Source organism: Streptomyces xanthophaeus (genome assembly GCF_030440515.1).
Lineage (GTDB): Bacteria > Actinomycetota > Actinomycetes > Streptomycetales > Streptomycetaceae > Streptomyces > Streptomyces kutzneri.
The window spans coordinates 4,751,666-4,768,987 of sequence record NZ_CP076543.1; the positions used below are offsets into that span (position 1 = coordinate 4,751,666).

At 71.3% G+C, this 17,322-nt stretch carries 15 protein-coding genes and 1 tRNA gene; 8 read left to right on the forward strand and 8 right to left on the reverse strand.

Going from position 1 to position 17,322, the window contains the following annotated elements:
- The first annotated feature begins 131 nt into the window (after positions 1-131).
- Positions 132-989, forward strand: coding sequence for a hypothetical protein (locus KO717_RS21125; protein WP_301370250.1), 858 nt, complete (start codon positions 132-134; stop codon positions 987-989).
- A 220-nt stretch (positions 990-1,209) separates the two neighbouring features.
- Here the strand turns inward: KO717_RS21125 and KO717_RS21130 are convergent, their stop codons facing one another.
- The 3 genes from KO717_RS21130 to KO717_RS21140 all read right to left on the reverse strand — a co-directional run bounded on the left by KO717_RS21130 (position 1,210) and on the right by KO717_RS21140 (position 3,551).
- The gene (locus KO717_RS21130) at positions 1,210-1,419 is read right to left on the reverse strand and encodes a DUF397 domain-containing protein (RefSeq protein WP_301370251.1); all 210 of its coding nucleotides are present in this window, start codon (positions 1,417-1,419) and stop codon (positions 1,210-1,212) included.
- Positions 1,420-1,639: 220 nt separating this feature from the next.
- Positions 1,640-2,524 (reverse strand): helix-turn-helix domain-containing protein, encoded by an 885-nt coding sequence (locus tag KO717_RS21135; RefSeq protein ID WP_301370253.1) that lies wholly within the window; start codon positions 2,522-2,524, stop codon positions 1,640-1,642.
- A 292-nt stretch (positions 2,525-2,816) separates the two neighbouring features.
- Positions 2,817-3,551: a GOLPH3/VPS74 family protein gene (locus KO717_RS21140; RefSeq protein ID WP_030390041.1), complete on the reverse strand. Its 735-nt coding sequence runs from the start codon at positions 3,549-3,551 to the stop codon at positions 2,817-2,819.
- Between the two features lie 186 nt (positions 3,552-3,737).
- Here KO717_RS21140 and KO717_RS21145 point away from each other — a divergent pair, with 186 nt between their 5' ends.
- The 4 genes from KO717_RS21145 to KO717_RS21160 all read left to right on the forward strand — a co-directional run bounded on the left by KO717_RS21145 (position 3,738) and on the right by KO717_RS21160 (position 10,165).
- Positions 3,738-6,275 (forward strand): D-alanyl-D-alanine carboxypeptidase, encoded by a 2,538-nt coding sequence (locus KO717_RS21145; RefSeq protein WP_301370257.1) that lies wholly within the window; start codon positions 3,738-3,740, stop codon positions 6,273-6,275.
- 104 nt (positions 6,276-6,379) lie between these two features.
- On the forward strand, positions 6,380-8,335 hold the full coding sequence (locus KO717_RS21150; protein ID WP_437184540.1) for an MFS transporter: 1,956 nt from the start codon (positions 6,380-6,382) through the stop codon (positions 8,333-8,335).
- Positions 8,336-8,447: 112 nt separating this feature from the next.
- Entirely contained in the window at positions 8,448-8,651 is a 204-nt protein-coding gene (locus KO717_RS21155) for a hypothetical protein (protein WP_301370258.1), read from the forward strand.
- 167 nt (positions 8,652-8,818) lie between these two features.
- Positions 8,819-10,165 carry an ATP-binding protein gene (locus KO717_RS21160; RefSeq protein ID WP_301370259.1) on the forward strand — a complete coding sequence of 449 codons (1,347 nt, stop codon included), beginning with the start codon at positions 8,819-8,821 and terminating at the stop codon, positions 10,163-10,165.
- Here the strand turns inward: KO717_RS21160 and KO717_RS21165 are convergent.
- Entirely contained in the window at positions 10,068-10,910 is an 843-nt protein-coding gene (locus KO717_RS21165) for a nitroreductase/quinone reductase family protein (RefSeq protein ID WP_301370260.1), read from the reverse strand. The genes KO717_RS21160 and KO717_RS21165 overlap by 98 nt on opposite strands.
- A 232-nt stretch (positions 10,911-11,142) precedes the next feature.
- Positions 11,143-11,215 (reverse strand) — tRNA-Arg (locus tag KO717_RS21170).
- 228 nt (positions 11,216-11,443) lie between these two features.
- On the opposite strand from KO717_RS21170, the gene KO717_RS21175 reads away from it, so the two are divergent.
- On the forward strand, positions 11,444-11,899 hold the full coding sequence (locus KO717_RS21175; RefSeq protein WP_301370261.1) for a hypothetical protein: 456 nt from the start codon (positions 11,444-11,446) through the stop codon (positions 11,897-11,899).
- A gap of 25 nt (positions 11,900-11,924) precedes the next feature.
- On the opposite strand, the gene KO717_RS21180 is transcribed toward KO717_RS21175, so the two are convergent.
- From KO717_RS21180 to KO717_RS21190, 3 genes are all read right to left on the reverse strand, one after another.
- A complete protein-coding gene (locus tag KO717_RS21180; protein ID WP_301370263.1) occupies positions 11,925-12,110 on the reverse strand; it encodes an acyl-CoA carboxylase subunit epsilon in 186 nt (61 codons plus the stop codon).
- A 22-nt stretch (positions 12,111-12,132) separates the two neighbouring features.
- On the reverse strand, positions 12,133-13,698 hold the full coding sequence (locus tag KO717_RS21185) for an acyl-CoA carboxylase subunit beta (protein ID WP_301370264.1): 1,566 nt from the start codon (positions 13,696-13,698) through the stop codon (positions 12,133-12,135).
- Positions 13,699-13,777: 79 nt separating this feature from the next.
- Positions 13,778-14,710, reverse strand: coding sequence for an aldo/keto reductase (locus tag KO717_RS21190; protein WP_301370265.1), 933 nt, complete (start codon positions 14,708-14,710; stop codon positions 13,778-13,780).
- A gap of 404 nt (positions 14,711-15,114) precedes the next feature.
- Between KO717_RS21190 and KO717_RS21195 the strand changes: the two genes are divergently transcribed.
- Positions 15,115-16,125, forward strand: coding sequence for a ScbA/BarX family gamma-butyrolactone biosynthesis protein (locus KO717_RS21195; RefSeq protein ID WP_301370266.1), 1,011 nt, complete (start codon positions 15,115-15,117; stop codon positions 16,123-16,125).
- A gap of 105 nt (positions 16,126-16,230) precedes the next feature.
- Positions 16,231-17,262: a 3-oxoacyl-ACP synthase gene (locus tag KO717_RS21200; RefSeq protein WP_301370267.1), complete on the forward strand. Its 1,032-nt coding sequence runs from the start codon at positions 16,231-16,233 to the stop codon at positions 17,260-17,262.
- Positions 17,263-17,322 lie beyond the last annotated feature (60 nt).

The following is a 17,322-nucleotide window of genomic DNA, read 5'->3' on the forward strand; positions in this document are numbered from 1 at the left end:
AGGCGGGTGCGCGCATCGTAGCGATGGAAAGTTGTAGACGGCACGTATGTATCAGGGGGTGGACCGGCCGCCGCAGACCCCGGGCCGTCCGACCTCTCCCCATCTGACGCCGCATCAGCTAGACCGGTCCCATGACGACAGGAGAGCAGGAACCGCAGCAGGACACCCGGGTCGAGGACTACGCCGAGCTCGCGGCCGTCGGCCCCTACGGTGTCCGCCCCGGCCATGCGCTGATCACCATGGTGGAACCGCACCCGGGCCACGAGTACGCGTACAACCGCTGGTACGAGGACGACCACTACTACGCCGGCGCCATGGCCATGCCCTGGATGTACGCGGGCCGCCGCTGGGTGGCCACCCGCGAGCTGCAGGAGCTGCGCTACCCCGAGAAGTCGGCCGTCGCCCAGCCCGTCACCGCGGGCTGCTACATATCGACGTACTGGGTCACCCAGGGCCGCTACGACGAGCACATGAAGTGGACCGTCGGCATCAACAAGCGCCTGAACCGCGACGGCCGGGTCTACCAGGACCGCACCCACGTCTTCACGTCCTTCCAGGACCACGCGGCCACCGTCTACCGCGACGGCGCCGCCGGACCGCGGGACTTCCATGCCCTGGACCACCCGTACGAGGGTCTCGTCGTCCAGGTCGTCGACGCCGACGGGCCCGAGCAGCGGGCCGAGTTGCTGGAGTGGCTGCGCTCGCGCGCCCTGCCGAAGCGGCTGCACGGCGGTCCGGCGGCGATGGTGACGGTCTTCCGTCCGACCCCGCTCCCGGGCGACCGGATGACGTACGTCAAGCAGGTGGAGGGGGTCGACACCCGTCTCACGCTGCTGTGGTTCCTCCAGGAGGACCCCCGGACCTGCTGGGACCGCTTCCAGGGACTGGACGCGGAGGTCGCGGAGGCGGGGCTGGGGCGGGTGGAGCTGGTGGCGCCGTTCATCCCGACGGTGCCGGGGACCGACCGTTACGTCGATCAGCTGCGCTGAGCGGCGGGCCGTCGGCCCACCGGGCATGGCCGAGCCCCCTCGGCCAAGACGGCGGGTCGGTCGAGAGGGCTCCAGTCAGTGACGCAGGTGGTGCAGGTGGTGCAAGTAGTGCTGGTGATGCGGGTGGTGCAGAAGCCGGGCCCGTCGGTGCCGGTGCTGGTGCTCGACACGGGGACCGAACGGTGAAGGCGGCGAAGGCGGTTGGGACGCGCCTTGATGTTCAGGCGAGGCGTCCCAGCCGGCCCTCGGTGACGTCGGCGACGAACGAGGTCCAGGAGTCGGGGGCGAAGGTGAGGGACGGTCCGTCCTGCACCTTCGAGTCGCGGACGGCGATGGCCTCCGTGACGGGGGACTTGACCTCGACGCAGGCGCCGTTGGCGGAGTAGGAGGACTTGATCCAGTTGGCCGTGGCGCCCTGGCGAATAGCCATGTTTCTCTCCGGTGAGCGAGTAGTTCCGGTGGTTCCGGTGTCCTGTCGGCCAACTTTCCGGCCGACCTGATCGACGCTACCGGCAGCTCCTGACGGGTGAAGGGATCATTCACCCGACCGGGTGGCATATTCCATTCAAGCCTTCTGTGGCTGGGGAGTGACGGTGTACCGTACCGACCCGCTTGCCACGCGCACGGTGGATATCGGTCGTATCCGACCCCTATGCGCTCTTGTCCGCGTATTGATCGATGATCTGCGAGATGAACTCACGGGTCTGGTCGACATTGAGCGCCTGTGCACGCAGGTGTTCGTACATCACGCTGTACTTCTGGACGTCGTTGGCCTTCTCCAGGTACAGGTCGCTCGTCACGCCCTCGATGTAGACGACGGTCGAGTCGGACGCGTCCGGGAACTCCAGGATCGCGTACTGGCCGTTCACGCCGGGGTGCGCGCCCAGCTCGAAGGGCATCACCTGCACCGTGACGTGCGGCTGCTCCGACTGCTCTATCAAGTATTCGAGCTGCCGGATCATCAGCTGGGCGTCGCCCACGCGCCGGCGCAGCGCCGCCTCGTCGATCACCGCCCACAGGCGCAGCGGACCGAGGTCCGGGTTGTTGTTCTCGGTCTCGGAGAGCCGCTTCTGGCGGTGCATCCGGACCTGGACGCGCTTGTCGACGTCGGCCGGGGCGGTCTCCGGCCATGCGCCGCGGACGAGGGACTGGGCGTACTCCGTCGTCTGGAGCAGCCCCGGGATCACCAGCGGCTCGTACGTGCGCAGGCTGGCGGCGTCCGTCTCCAGGCCGATGTAGACGCTGTACGGAATGTCGCCGAAGGCGTGCCACCAGCCCTGCTGGCGGGAATCCTTGGCCATCTGCATGAGCGAGTCGATGAGTCGGCGGTCCTCGACCTCGTAGACGTCGCACAGGTCGCGGACATCGCGCTGGCTGATGGAGCGGCGGCCGTTCTCCAGTCGGCTGATCTTCGACTGGGAGACGAGGAGGCGCTCGGCGACCTGTTCGGCCGTCATGCCCTTGTCCTCGCGGAGCTTGCGCAACTCCATGCCCAGTCGGCGGCGTCGGACGGTGGGATTGACATTGGACGCCACGTGAACGGCACCTCCGCCTTCTTCTGTCGTTGCAGCTGTCTCTCTGCGTATCTGGTGTTGAGCAGACTGCCACCGAAGCGGGCGGCGCCGCTGGGGAACGGCCCGGAAACACAGACGCGCGGGGCGGCGGGGTCGGCGAACCGGCCCCGCCACCCCGCGCGCTGGCGGCTCCCGAGCCGGCCGGGTCCTCACGGACGTCGGTCGGGGCGGTGGCGTTGCGATGGTGGTGCGATCGAGCGGGTGGAGCAGGTGGAACGGGTGATCGGGTGGAACGGGGGTGGAACGGGGTGGATCAGTGCGCGGCCGCGCGGGCCATCGCGCCCGTCCGGCGCGGCTGCAGCGGAACGCTGCTCGCCGTGGCCCGGGCCGGCGGTGCGGGTGCGCGGTCACGGCGTGGCTGTGCGGCCACACCGTTCTGGACGTCCATCACGGCATGCGCCACGAGTCCGCCCATCGGGTCGTGCCGGATCAGGTCCCGCAGCCGGGACCTGGACGACCGCCCCTCGTTGCCGGGGTACAGGTGCTTGCCGAGTCCGACCGCGTGGGCCAGTGCGGCGAGCGCCGCGGTCCGCGGGTCCGGCGGTACGCCGGTGCGGATCGCACTGTCGAGCCGGGCTCGGATCTCCCGGCTGATCTCCGTGTCCGTCGCCTGGTAGCGAGTCGTCGGAAGCACTCCGCACATCTGTCCCGCGACGGCATGCACCATGCCGCAGCGCTCCAGATGAGCGAGGTAAATCTGGCGGAGCCCCAGTCGGGGTCCGCCGATCCAGTGGACGGCCCGTACCGGGCTGCCGCGCCTGCGCAGCAGTTCCAGTGCGGAGTCCAGAGTCGGATCTCCTGTCGGCCGTGGCATCACCACGGCGATACGATCCCCATCAGGGGCTATCCGTCCTGCCAGAGCCAGCTCCACTAGCTGTGCCCCGGCCAGGCCGAGGTCGAGCGACTGCGGCTGCGCCGTGGTACCCGTGGCCGGGTCCAAGGCGAGCAGCAGAAGCTCCTCCGGAATTGTTCTGCGGCTCCTGCCCATCCATGCCTCCCCGCGTGGATGAGTGACAGGGTGACGCCTCTCACATTCATCTGTCGAGAGCGCGTGGCCGCTTTGTGGGGGAACCCGCAGCTATGTCGTTCTCGTCTAGCACGGGGGCGATGCTCCCGAGACGGGACACTGTTAGACATTCGGACAGCCGGACGTGGCGGCGATGGAGGAGGAACGGTGGCGGGCGAGTCCCCCGACAAGTCGGTAGATGAAGGAGCGCCGGGGGCGGCGGAGTCGTCCGCGGAGCGTGATCCGAGGCTGTCGGTGTTCCGGCCGCGGGATCCCGAGAGCGGCGGGGCCGCGGCTGCCGCCGGTGCGGGTGCCGGTGCCGGTGTCGACGTCGATGTCCAGGCCGAAGCCGAAGCCGAAGCCGGGGGCGACTCCGAAGCCGACTCCGGAGCCGAGTCCGAGTCCGAGGCCGGAGCCGGCGCGCGGGACCCGCTGCGGGATGCGGTGGCGGCGTGGGTCGCCTCTGCCGACGACGCCGACGATGACGCCGACGACGGCGAGGCCGCTGCGGGTGAAGCCGAAGATTCCGCTTCGGTGGACGACGAGGCGGGCACGGGCGAGCCCGGCGCCGCCGGGCCCGGCACGCCGGATGCCCGTACCGAGGCGCAGGACTCCGATTCCGGTTCCCGTTCGGATTCCGCTTCTGATGGCTCCGCTGCCCCCGCTCCGGCCGCCGAGGTGAAGCCCGCTGCCGAGGAGCCGAAGGCCGAGGAGCCCGCGGACAGCGAGCGCACCGCCGTCTTCCGGGCCTTCAAGCCCGCCGAGGCGAAGCCTGTGGCGGAGCGGCCGAAGGCCGAAGGCCCTGCGGACAGCGAGCGCACCGCCGTGTTCCGCGCCTTCAAGAGCGATTCCGCTTCGGCTCCCGCCGAGGAGCGGCCGAAGCCCGCGGCCGAGAAGCCGAAGGTCGAAGAGCCCGCGGACAGCGAGCGCACCGCGGTGTTCCGCGCCGTGAAGCCCGCTTCCGCTTCGGCCCCCGACACCGAGGCGAAGCCGGCCGCGGCGGCCGAGAAGCCCGTGGACAGCGAGCGCACCGCCGTCTTCCGTGTCCCGAAGGCGGACGCCGCGGCCGCAGCCGCGGCGGAGGCCCCGAAGCCTGCCCCTGCCAAGCCCGCCCCCGCCAGGCCGAACCTGGCCAAGCCGGCCGAGGCCAGGCTCGCCGCCAAGCCCGCCGAGGCCGAGCCCGCCGGTGCCGAGCCGGCCCCCGCCAAGCCCGCCGAGCCCGCCAAGCCCGCCGAGGCCCGGCCCGCGGCCGGGTCGCCCAAGGGCAGCACCTTCGTGCCGCTGCGTCCGGAAGGCGGCGCGACCCCGCCCGCGCCCGCGAAGACGCCCGCGCCGGCCGGGCAGCGGCCGAAGGTTCCGGTTCCGCCCGCCGCCGCGCGGTTCGACCACTCCGAGCGGACCACGCAGCAGCCGCTGCCGCCCAAGCCGCCGCTCGACATGCTGGCGGACCTCACGAACAACCCGCCCCCGCCGCCGAGCCCGATGCGGACCGCCATCCGGCGGGTCAAGATCTACGCCCCGCTCGTCGCGCTCCTGTTGGTCATCCTGGCCGTCGTGCAGCTGGTGCGCCCGCTGCCCGAGCCGAAGCTCGTCATGACCGGGAAGTCCTCGTACACCTTCGAGGGCACCAAGCCCCAGCTGCCGTGGCCCACCGAGGGGCAGGCGTACATGGCGGCCGCCGGTCTCGGCACGCTCGGCCAGTCCGGCGAGCAGAAGCCCGTGCCGATCGCGAGCGTCACCAAGTCGATGACGGCGTACATCATCCTGCGCGACCACCCCATCAAGAAGGGTGATCAGGGCCAGATGATCGACGTCGACAAGACGGCCGAGACCGAGGGCAAGAAGAACAACTCGACCGACAACGAGTCCACCCTCGACACGGTCAAGGAGGGCGACAAGATCTCGGAGTACGACGCGATCGCCGCCCTCATGATCCCGTCGGCCAACAACATCGCGCGGCTGCTCGCGCGCTGGGACTCCGGGTCGCAGGAGGCGTTCGTCAAGAAGATGAACGACACCGCCAAGGAACTCGGCATGACCAACACGACGTACACGGACCCCTCGGGTCTGGACGCGACCACGGTCAGCACCGCCGAGGACCAGGTGAAGCTGGGCCTGAAGCTGGTCGAGATCGAGACGCTGCTCGACATCACCAAGAAGCCCAACTGGGTCGACCCGTCCGGCAAGAACTGGCGGAACTGGAACGGCCTCACCGGACCCACCGGCGCGCTCGGCATCAAGACCGGTACCACGACCAAGGCGGGCGGAAACCTGCTCTTCGCCGCCCAGAAGAAGGTCGGCAACACCAACCAGCTGATCGTCGGAGCCGTCCTCGGCCAGCACAAGCCGGCGATCATCGACACCGTGCTCGCCGCGAGCAAGGAACTGATGCTCGCCACCCAGAAGGCACTCGACGGCGCGACCGTCGTGAAGAAGGGTGAGGTCGTGGGCTACGTCGACGACGGTCTCGGCGGCCGGACGCCCGTCGTGGCCACCGCCGACGTGCAGGCCGTCGGCTGGGCCTCGCTCACCGTCGACGTCAAGCTCGCGGACGGCGGCGCGACGATGCCGCAGACGGCGAAGGCCGGGACCGAGGTCGGTGTGCTGACCGTCGGCGAGGGCGCGAGCCAGGTGAAGGTGCCGGTGGCGCTGAAGAGCGACCTCGCGGCGCCGGGCATCGGCAGCAAGCTGACGCGCGTCGGCTGACATCCGGTGAGAGCGTGGATCCGGCGCCCCGGGCAACCCCGGGGCGCCGGGCCGCGTCTAGGCCCCCGGGAAGTTCGTGTACTCATGGGTTGGGGAGTGCGGCAGTGACCACCGCTGAGCAGCAGGGCCGGCGCCAGGAGGCCATCCCGTCGGCCGACGGCGCTGCTTCCGGGGTGTCCGCGACCGCCGCGGCCGCAGCGACGGCCACGCCCCCCGCGACCGCCGGGTCCGCCGCCTCCGCGCCACCTTCCGTGCCCGCAGGCATACGGCCGCCCCGCGGCCCGCTGGGTGCCGTTCTCGACGGGGCCCGGCGCCGTCCGGTGGCCGTCGCCACCGTCCTCGCCGGGCTGCTGCACGTCGTCTGGTTCTTCAGCTTCGCCAACAGCGGCGGCGACCTGGCCGCGCAGGACGCCTGGGCCGAGTTCGTCGGCCGCCATCCCGACTCGGCGTACAACCTCGCCTGGTACGGCGGCATGCACCCCGTCTCGTACAGCGTGGTCTCGCCGTACCTGATGCACATGCTCGGCGTCCGGACCACGATGATGATCGCCGGCACCGTCTCGGCGGGGCTGCTCGCGCTGATCCTGACCCGCTGCCGCGGGGCCGTGCGCGAGCCCCTGTGGCCCGCCCTGGCCGGGGTCTACGGGCTGCTCTGCAATGCCCTCTCGGGCCGTGTCACCTTCGGCCTCGGCGTGATGTTCGCGCTCGGCGCGGTCGCCGCCGTCTTCTGCTGGCCCCGCAAATGGGCGGAGCGGCGCTGGGCCAAGGCCGCGGTGGCGGCCCCGCTGGCCGGTCTCGCGACCGCCGCCAGCCCCGTCGCCGGGCTCTTCCTCGGGGTGATCGCGGCCGCCCTGTTCCTGAGCGGGCGGCGCCCGGGCGCGTACGCGCTGGGGCTGGCCCCGGTGGCCGTGGTGGGGCTGTCGGCGTGGCTGTTCCCGTTCTCCGGGACGCAGCCGATGAAGATCGGCTCGGCGGGGCTGCCGTTCGTGTTCGGGCTGCTGATCCTGTTCCTCGTACCGAGGCGGTGGAAGACCGTCCGGATCGCCTCGGCCGTCTACGCCCTCGGCGTCTTCCTCACCTGGGTGATCGACTCCCAGGTCGGTTCGAACGTCACCCGCATGGTGATGGTGTTCGGCGGGGCCGCGCTGCTCGCGGCCCTCCCGTACGAGCTCCCGCGCTCGCGGCGCTGGTACGCGGTCCTGCTGGCCTTCGTCGGGATCAACGCCTGGATCACCACCAACAGCGTCACCGACATCGTCCGCACCACCCCGCTGGCCGCGTGGAGCCGGGAGCTGGCCCCGCTCGTCGACCAGCTGCAGAAGGCGGGCGCCGACCGCGGCCGGGTCGAGGTGGTCCCGGCCAGCAGCCACCGCGAGTCCTCCGCCTTCCCCTCGTACGTGAACCTCGCGCGCGGCTGGAACCGGCAGGCCGACCTGGAGCGCAACCCGCTCTTCTACGACGACACCCTCACCGCCGACAGCTACCGGGCCTGGCTGGAGCGCTGGGCCGTGCACTACGTGGTGCTGCCCGCCGACAAGCCCGACTCGGGCGGGGAGGACGAGGCGAAGCTGGTGCGTGGCGGGCTCCCGTACCTCCAGCAGGTGTGGGGCGACGCGAACTGGCAGCTCTTCAAGGTCCACGAGCCCACCGACCTGGTGGCCGGACCGGCGACCGTGGTGCGGGCGAGCGCCGACCAGCTGGTCGTCGACGTGAAGCAGCCCGGACGGGTGCTGGTGCGGATCCCGCACTCGCCGTGGCTGGGGCTCGTGGACGCGGCGGGCAGGCCCGTACCGCCCCCGCAGGAGACCTTCGCCTCGAAGGCGCGGGGCGGGAGCGGGGAGGGCGGCGCGCTGCGCAAGCAGTACGCGAACACGGCGGGATGCCTCTTCAAGGCCGCTCCGGACGAGACCGGGGACGTGTGGACGGAGCTGCTGGCGCCGGCGCCGGGAGAGTACCGGGTGGCGGCGAAGTACCAGCTGCCCCGGGGGACGCCCTGCCCGGAGGACCTGGTGCACCAGACGCTGGGCCAGCCGAAGCGTCCGGCTCCGCCGCGTCCCTGATCGAGGCTCTTGATCGGAATTCTTTGCACATCGGTCCGGGTGCGTTGGTCCGCATATGTGCATACGATCCCAGTAGTCCGATTGGGTGCTTCCCGAAGGAGTTGACGACGGGATGAACAAAGAGCAGAAGCGGGATGTCCGGGCGGCCATCGCGAAGGCGCAGGAGCAGGCACAGCCGCCGCGCGCTCCGGGACACGGCTTCAGTGGTCCGGTACGGAGCAAGGTCAAGGGCGGAACGCACACGAAGGCCGCGCTCAAGCGGGCCGGCACTCCGCAGGGCGACCGTATCGGCGAACGCAGCAGTGGCCTGAGCTGACCGTGATGGCACAGCCCTTCCGGCCAGGGCCGGGAGGGCTTCGTGCGCCTCGATGCCGCTGCGGGGCGCGATGCGGACCGAGTCGACGCGATTCGGCCTGAGCCGGTGCGATCCGGCCGGATCCCGCCGCTCACCCGCCGGGGCTCGCGCATTACCGTGACGTGACCATGAACGACACGCAGCGCGACGAGCGGCTGCGGCCGCGCCCGCGGCTGCCTGCCTGGACCTCGACCCTGACCTGGAAGGCCACGGTCTTCATCACCCTCATGTGCTGCGGACTCGCGGCACTGCTGGGCTGCCTCGTGCACGGCGCCATGACCCGCCAGACCGTGGGCACGGCCCGCGAGAAGGCGCTGACCCGGCTGGAACGGACCTTCGAGGCCTACGAGACCGGCGCGCGCATGCCGCGCGGCGAGGGCATCGACCCGTCGGGCCTGCCCCCGGAGCTGCGCGCCCTGGCCGTCGGCGGCAAGCGCGGCACGGCCGTCGGCAGGTACCGGGGCAGGCCCGTGATGTGGGCAGCCGGGCCTGCAGCCCACGGCCGCGCGCTGGCCGTCTCCGTGGACTTCCGCGCGAGTGAGCGGACCATCGCCGAACTGGACCGGGCCATCCTCGGCTCCTCGGGGCTCGCCATCGCGGGCACCCTCCTCATCGGCGCGTTCGTCGTCACCCGCATCACCCGGCGGCTGCACCTGACCGCGCAGGTGGCCCGCCGGATCAGCGCCGGCGACCTCGACGCGCGCGTCGAGGACAGCACGCGCAGCAAGGACGAGGTGGCGGCGGTCTCCCGGGCCCTGGACACCATGGCCTCGTCGCTGCAGTGCAAGCTCGAAGCGGAACAGCGGTTCACGGCGGATGTCGCCCACGAGCTGCGCACCCCGCTGACCGGCCTGAACGCGGCCGCCGAGCTCCTGCCGCCGGGCCGCCCGGCCGAGCTCGTACGGGACCGGGTGCGGGCCATGCGCTCGCTGACCGAGGACCTTCTGGAGATCTCCCGGCTGGAGACACGCAGCGAGCGCCTGGAAGTGGACTCGCACGACCTGGCCGAACTGGCGGCGCGCACGATCCGCGCCTCGGGCACCGACACGGCCCTGGAGGTGCGCGGCCCGCGCGGACCCCTGCGGGTGGAGACGGACCGGCGGCGCCTGGAGCGAATCCTCGGCAATCTCGTGGCCAACGCGCACCGCCACGGCGCGGCCCCGGTCACGCTCACGGTCGACGGCCGGACCCTGAGCGTGACGGACTCGGGCCCCGGTTATCCGGAGTACCTGCTGACCACCGGCCCGCAGCGGTTCCGTACGGAGGGCACGAACAAGGGCCACGGGCTGGGCCTGACCATCGCCGCCGGCCAGGCCCGGGTCCTCGGCGCCACCCTCACCTTCCGCAACCGGGAGGCGGGCGGCGCCGAGGCCCGCGTCACGCTTCCAGGGCCCGCAGTACCGGGAGCAACTGCGTTTCCTCGCCGTCGAGATGAGCTTCCAGCTCCCGGCTCATCCGCTCCACCCGTTCGCTGAATCCGGCGCCGGGCTCGTCCAGGGCCCGTACCAACTCCTCCTGGAGCCGCGCGACGGCGCGGTGCTCGGAGTCGATCCGGCGGAAGAACTCCCGCATGTGCGGATGCTGTTGCTCCAGGTACGGGAAGAGGCCGGCGTCCTCGCTCCGGTGGTGGAACTCCAGCGAATGGCAGAACGCGAGGCAGTGCTGGCGCAGTTGCAGCCCCAGCGAGGCCGCCCCGGAGCCCTGCGGCTCCTCGCGCGCGAGCTCCCGTACGAGGGCCAGCTGCGCCCGCAGCCAGCCGTGCACGTCGAGCAGTTTCCCGGCGATCCCGCCCTCCCGGGCCGGGACCTCGTGCGTGCGCTGGAGCGCGACGACGGGGAGCACCCGCCGGGTCCGCTCCTGGTACTCCCCGTACCCGGGCTCCGCGCGGACGATCCGCGCGAACAGCTCGTCCCGCCGCGCCCCTTGGGCGGGGACGGCGACGGCCTCGTACGTCTCGGTCCCGGTCTCCACCTCCACGAGGGGCCGCGCGAGCAGATTGTGGTACCAGGCGGGATGCCGGTCGGCCCCGGCGGCGGAGGCGACGACGAGCAGCTCCCCGCCGGCGCCCTCGCGGGCGAACCCGAGGGGGACGGTGTGCGGCTTCCCGGACCTGGCGCCGGTGGTGGTGAGCAGGATCAGCTCGGAACCTTCGAAGGGCCCGCCGACCTGGCCGGCGTTCGCCCTGAACTCTTCGATGACGGTGTGATTGAACGATGACACGGAGTGTGGACTTCCTCACGGTGTGTGCGTGCGTGCGACGGCAGCGGAACAACCGAGGGAGATCACCCGTAGCCGGTGGCGTACATGCCCATGGCCCGGTCCTTCGACAACAGGTGCCTGCCCAACCACCGCCCGGCCCACATCTCAGTAGGCGGCGTCACGCGACACATGCGCCATGTAACCACAACGCGAAGAGGCCCCGCGATCGATGTCGACCGCGGGGCCTCGTCCGTGCCCTCGGCAGGATTCGAACCTGCGACACCGGCTTTAGGAGAGCCGTGCTCTATCCCCTGAGCTACGAAGGCGGGGTTCTGCCGGCAAACATGTCCGAAGGTCTGCCGAGGTGGCGGACCGTGCAGGCGTGTCTGGCGACAGGCGTGGTGGCAGCCGGTGAGGGCGTAGCCACCGCGGTCAGTGTAGCGGGTGGTGCATGATCCGTAGGAGGAGATACGTGGTCACGGCCTCAGGCCGCGTCGGCTCCGCAGGCAGGAACCCACTCGTGGGTCCGGGGTTCGGGAGTGGGGGGTGAACAGGTGACACCGTCGAACGATCGTTTCCGTGAGCTGCGCGAGCTCCTGCGCTCCTATACGGTGACCGGCTACGCCTTCGATGACACCGAGGACAGCCGCGGAGTCGCGCTCAGCGCCTACCTCAGGCAAGCCGCGAACGATCCCGCTCGTGCGGCCGAGGCGGCGGCGGAGATCGACGATCTCCTCAAGACCGGCCTGTTCTCCGACGAGATCGCGGATGACGTCGACCTCTTGCCCCACATCCGCCCTCCCCGCGGGGGGACGGTGGAGGGTTGCCTCGCCGTGATCGGCGGACACCTCCGGCAGTTCCTCGCGGAGCCGGTGACGCTCCCTTCGTCGCCTCCTCGCACCGCATGGACGGCGACACTTGGGCTTTGCCTCCTCCTGCCCCGGGGTGTGCGGCTGCGTCAATGGCTGGCCGGGGTGCGGGAGACCGTTATCCGCCGGACGCAGGGCTGAGTGGAGGGTGCGAAGGGGCGGGCGCTCAGCCCTGCCAGCTGTGGGCGGTGCGGAAGCCCGGGGTGCGTTCCAGGCGGCGCCAGCCTGCCCGGGGGCGGGGGACGGGGCGGGGTTCTGCGACGGCGGCGGCGCGGGCCAGGAGGACCGCGGTGATCGCCGCCAGTTCCTCGGGGGCCGCGTCGCCCTTCTCTATGCGCAGCAGGGTGTTCATACGGGTCAGCTCTCCTTCGCGGTCACTGCGGCGGGTTGCCGTGCTTGCGGGACGGCAGATCGGCGTGCTTGCTGCGGAGCATCGCGAGGGCGCCGATGAGGACCTCGCGCGTCTCGGTCGGGTCGATGACGTCGTCGACGAGGCCGCGTTCGGCCGCGTAGTACGGGTGCATCAGCTCGGTCTTGTATTCCTTGATCTTCTGCGCGCGCACGGCGCCGGGGTCGTCGGCCCCGGCGATCTCGCGGCGGAAGATGACGTTCGCCGCGCCCTCGGCGCCCATGACCGCGATCTCGTTGACGGGCCAGGCGTAGGTGAGGTCCGCGCCGATGGACTGGGAGTCCATGACGATGTACGCGCCGCCGTAGGCCTTGCGCAGCACGACGGAGATACGGGGCACGGTGGCGTTGCAGTAGGCGTACAGGAGTTTGGCGCCGTGGCGGATGATGCCGTTGTGCTCCTGGTCGACGCCCGGCAGGAAGCCGGGGACGTCGACCAGGGTGACGATCGGGATGTTGAACGCGTCGCAGAGCTGGACGAACCGCGCGGCCTTCTCCGAGGCGTGGATGTCCAGTACGCCCGCGCAGCTGGCGGGCTGGTTGGCGACGACGGCGACGACCTGGCCGCCCATCCGGGCCAGGGCGCAGATGATGTTGGTGGCCCAGCGCTCGTGGACCTCCAGGTACTCGCCCTCGTCGACGAGTTCCTCGATGACCTTGCGCATGTCGTACGCCCGGTTGCCGTCGGCGGGGACCAGGTCCAGCAGGGCGTCGCCGGGGCGGTCGGCGGGGTCGCCGGTCTCGACCGCGGGTGGGTTCTCGCGGTTGTTCTGCGGGAGCAGGGACAGCAGGTAGCGGACCTCGGAGATGCAGGTCTCCTCGTCGTCGTACGCGAAGTGCGCGACGCCCGAGGTTCCGGCGTGGACGTCGGCGCCGCCGAGGCCGTTCTGGGTGATCTGCTCGCCGGTGACGGCCTGGACCACGTCCGGGCCGGTGATGAACATCTGCGAGGTCTCGCGGACCATGAAGACGAAGTCCGTCAGGGCCGGGGAGTACGCGGCGCCGCCGGCGCAGGGGCCGAGCATGACCGAGATCTGCGGGATGACGCCCGAGGCCTTGGTGTTGCGCTGGAAGATGCCGCCGTAGCCCGCCAGCGCCGAGACGCCTTCCTGGATGCGGGCGCCGGCGCCGTCGTTGAGGGAGACCAGCGGGGCACCGGCCGCGATGGCCATGTCCATGATCTTGTGGATCTTCGTCGCGTGGGCCTCGCCCAGCGCACCGCCGAAGATGCGGAAGTCGTGCGCGTAGACGAAGACCGTGCGGCCCTCGACCGTGCCCCAGCCGGTGATCACACCGTCCGTGTAGGGCTTCTTGTTCTCCAGGCCGAACCCGGTCGCCCGGTGCCGGCGCAGCTGCTCGACCTCCCGGAACGAACCCTCGTCGAGCAGCAGCGCGATGCGCTCACGCGCGGTCAGCTTGCCCTTCGCGCGCTGCGCTTCGGTCGCACGGTCGCTGGGGCCGCTCCGCGCCTGCTCCTTGATCTGCCGCAGCTCCGCCAGCCGGTTGAGTGCTGCATGCTCGCTCGTGGTCACGTCGGTTCCTTGGTGGGGTGTCGGTGGGGAGGAGGCCGGTCGGCGTCACTGCGCCCGGTCGGCGGTCGGCGGAGCCCGGTCAGCGGCTGCCCACCGCCGCAGGCAGCTCGGCCAGTTCCGCCAGGACCTCGGCCGGGAGGGTGACCGCGCCGGCCGCGACGTTCTCGTCGAGGTACTTCGGGGTCTTGGTGCCGGGCAGCGCCATCACCCCGGGGCCCTGGGCCAGCACCCAGGCGATGGCCAGCTGGGGCACGGTGATCCCCAGGCGGGCCGCGATCCTGCCGGTGGTCCCGGTGATCGCCTGGTTGGCGGCGATGGCGTCCGGCTGGAACCGGGGGATCCCGCGGCGGGCGTCGACGCGCGGCAGGTCCTCGACCGTGGTGATCCGGCCGGAGAGGAAGCCGCGGCCCAGCGGGGCGAAGGCGATGAAGGTGATGCCCTGCTCCGCGCAGTACGGGACGACGTCCCCGGTGGCGTCCGGGCTCCACAGGGAGAGTTCGGACTGGACCGAGGCGACGGGGTGGATCGCGTGCGCGCGGGAGATCTCGTCGACGGAGGCCTCGGAGAGGCCGATGGCCTTGGTCAGGCCGGCCTCGACGAGTTCGGCCATGGCGCCCCAGCTCTCCTCCACGGGGACGGCCGGGTCGACGCGGTGGAGCTGGTACAGGTCCACGTGATCGGTCCCGAGCCGCAGCAGGCTCGCCTCGCACGCGGCACGCAGGTGCTCCGGGCGGCCGTTCCTGTGGGTACGGCGGGCTCCGTCGACGATCAGACCGCCCTTGGTGGCGAGCACGACCTCGTCGCGGCGGTCGCGCAGTGCCTTCCCGACGAGCCGCTCGTTCGTGAACGGGCCGTACTGGTCGGCGGTGTCGAAGAAGCGGACTCCCGTGTCGATGGCCCGGTGGATGACCTGCACCGACGTCGCGTCGTCCCATCCCTCCTGGTCATAGCCCCAGGACATGCCCATGCAGCCCAGTCCGACCCGGCCCACGGAAGGGCCTTCGGTTCCCAAGTTGAGGGTGTGCACAGGGGCCTCCAAGGGGCTTGCAGTCAGTGGTGGATGCCGATTCACATCGGATCGAAGGTTATCGCAGATGTCTGACACTACTGTGAGTCCTACCATGCGTCGCATCCGATGTGACCTGTGATGATGCCCTCAGCCGGTTAACAGGGTGTGTCGTTCAAATGATTGATCAAATCCCTTGACGGTGGGGTTGTTGGCGCATAGCGTCCTGCCTCGTGCCAGGGCCCTGACACTCGTCCGGGGTCGAATTTTCATCGTGGCACCGCCCGTGCAGCGCCGCCGGGCCGCCGAGGGTCCGACCGGCCGACACGGCCGCGAACAGGAACCTGTCTTCTTGGTGAGGGCCGCCGTACCGGCGAGCCCTCGCCCCTAATGCTTCGGGTGGTGTCAGGGTGGGGATCGACCGCTTTGAGTCGAACGCGAGTGTTATTTCCGAGGAGCTTCCGCTCTCCTACGTACGGACCGTCGACCGGACGCTGCTGCACCGCAGCGCGCTGTCCGAGGTGTTCCTGACGGACTACCGCCACCAGGACCCCTCCCGCTTCCTCGCCGCCGCGCAACTGCCCGCCTCGCACGCCTACTACACCGACCACCTCAGCCAGTCCCGGGTCCTGGACCCGCTGCTGCTCCTGGAGTGCTGCCGACAGGCCGAGACGTACGCCGGGCACGCCCACTTCGACATCCCGCATGACCAGAACTTCATCCTGAAGTCCTGGTCCATGACCTACGAGCCCACCCCGGCCCCCGCCCCCGGCACCCCGCCGGCGGAGTTGCGCATCGAGGTGGAGACCGCCGACGAGAAGCGTCTGCGCGGGCAGTTGCGCGGTGTGACGTACGTGATGGCGATGGTGTTGGGCGCCGAGCGCATCGGCGAGGTGCGCATGGACGTCGGCTACCTGCCCTCCGAGGTGTACCGGTCACTGCGGCACGGCCGGCGCCCCGACGCCCCCGCGCTGTCGGACCTGTTGCCGCCGCGCCCCGTCGACGCCCTGGCGGACGCGGCCTCGGTGGACCGCGCGGACCGGCGCAACGTCGTACTCGGCACGGTCGACCGGACCGGCCCGCTGGCCGGGAACGCCCTGCTGCTGGCCCCGTTCGACAACCCCAGCATGTTCGACCACCGCCAGGACCACCTGCCCGGCATGGTGATGATGGAGGCCGCCCGCCAGCTCGGCCTGTACGTCATGGCCGACGGTGCGCCGGCCCCCGCGGCGGTCATGACCGGTTTCACCGCGGACTTCTTCCAGTACGCCGAGCTGGACCGCCCCACGCTGGTGACCGCCCGGCCCGCACCCGACACGGCCGGGGCCGACACCGTCCTGGAGATCTCCTTCGAGCAGGAGTCGACGGTCGTGGCCTCCGGCCGGATCACCCTGCGGGCCGCCGACGGCCTGCCCGGCTGACCGCCCGACCCGCCACGAACCCGGCGTACACGAATCCGGCGTACACGAACCCGACCCGCCACGAACACGGCGTACACGAACACGGCTTACACGAAAGGACTCGTCATGGACCTGAGGGACGGGCTGGGGATCAAGGCCGTACGCGTCTGGCTGCCCGAGCGGGCCGACACCGCGCACGAGGCCGTCGCCGACGGCCGGATCGATCCCGAGGAGCAGGCCACCGCGGGCATCCGGCAGCTGCCGGTGTCCGACCTGGCCGCGCCCGACATGGCCGTACGCGCCGCCCGCGCCGCACTGGCCGCCGCCGGCCCGGACGCCCCCGCGCCGGATCTGCTGATCCACGCCTGGATCCACCACCAGGGCCACGACTTCTGGTCCCCGGCGCACTACGTCGCCCGCGAACTGGGCGCGCACCACACGCTCCCGGTCGGCATCCAGCAGATGTGCAACGGCGGCGCCGTCGGCCTGGAGCTCGCCGCCGCGCGGCTCCTCGCCGACCCCGGCTGCCGCAGCGCGCTGGTGACCACCGCGGACCGCTTCGCCGACGAGGGCTTCGACCGCTGGCGCGGCGACTACGGGGTCTGGTACGGGGACGCGGCCACCGCGGTCGTCCTGCACCGCCCCGACGGCAGCCCCGACGAACTGCTCCTGCGCTCCCTGGCCACGGCCACCATCCCCGAGGTGGAAGCGCTGCACCGGGGCCGGGACGCCTTCTCGCCCGCGCCGCGCTGGCACAGCGACCGGGTCGACGTCCGCCGCACGAAGAAGGCGTTCATCGAAGACACCGGACTCGATGTCTTCTACCGGCGGGTCCACTCCGTACTGCCCGACATCGTCCTCGGGGCACTGGCCGACGCCGGGCTGGAGCCCGACGACCCGCGCGTGGCGCTGATCGCCTTCCCCCGTGTCGGCGACAAGGTGCTGAACGAGACGTACTACCCGGGCGTCGCCGGCCTCACCAAGGCGCGCAGCATCCGGCTCGGCGGCGACACCGGACACCTCGGCGCCGGTGACATGGCGGCCAACTTCGAGGAGATCCGGCGGCGCGGGCTGCTGGACGCCGGCGAGATCGCCCTGGTGATCAGCGCGGGCGGCGGATTCACCTTCTCCTGCGCCGCGGTGGAGATGCAGCAGTGACCGACCGCAAGACCCGCAAGACCCGCAAGACCCGCAAGACCCGTACGACGCGCACGACCG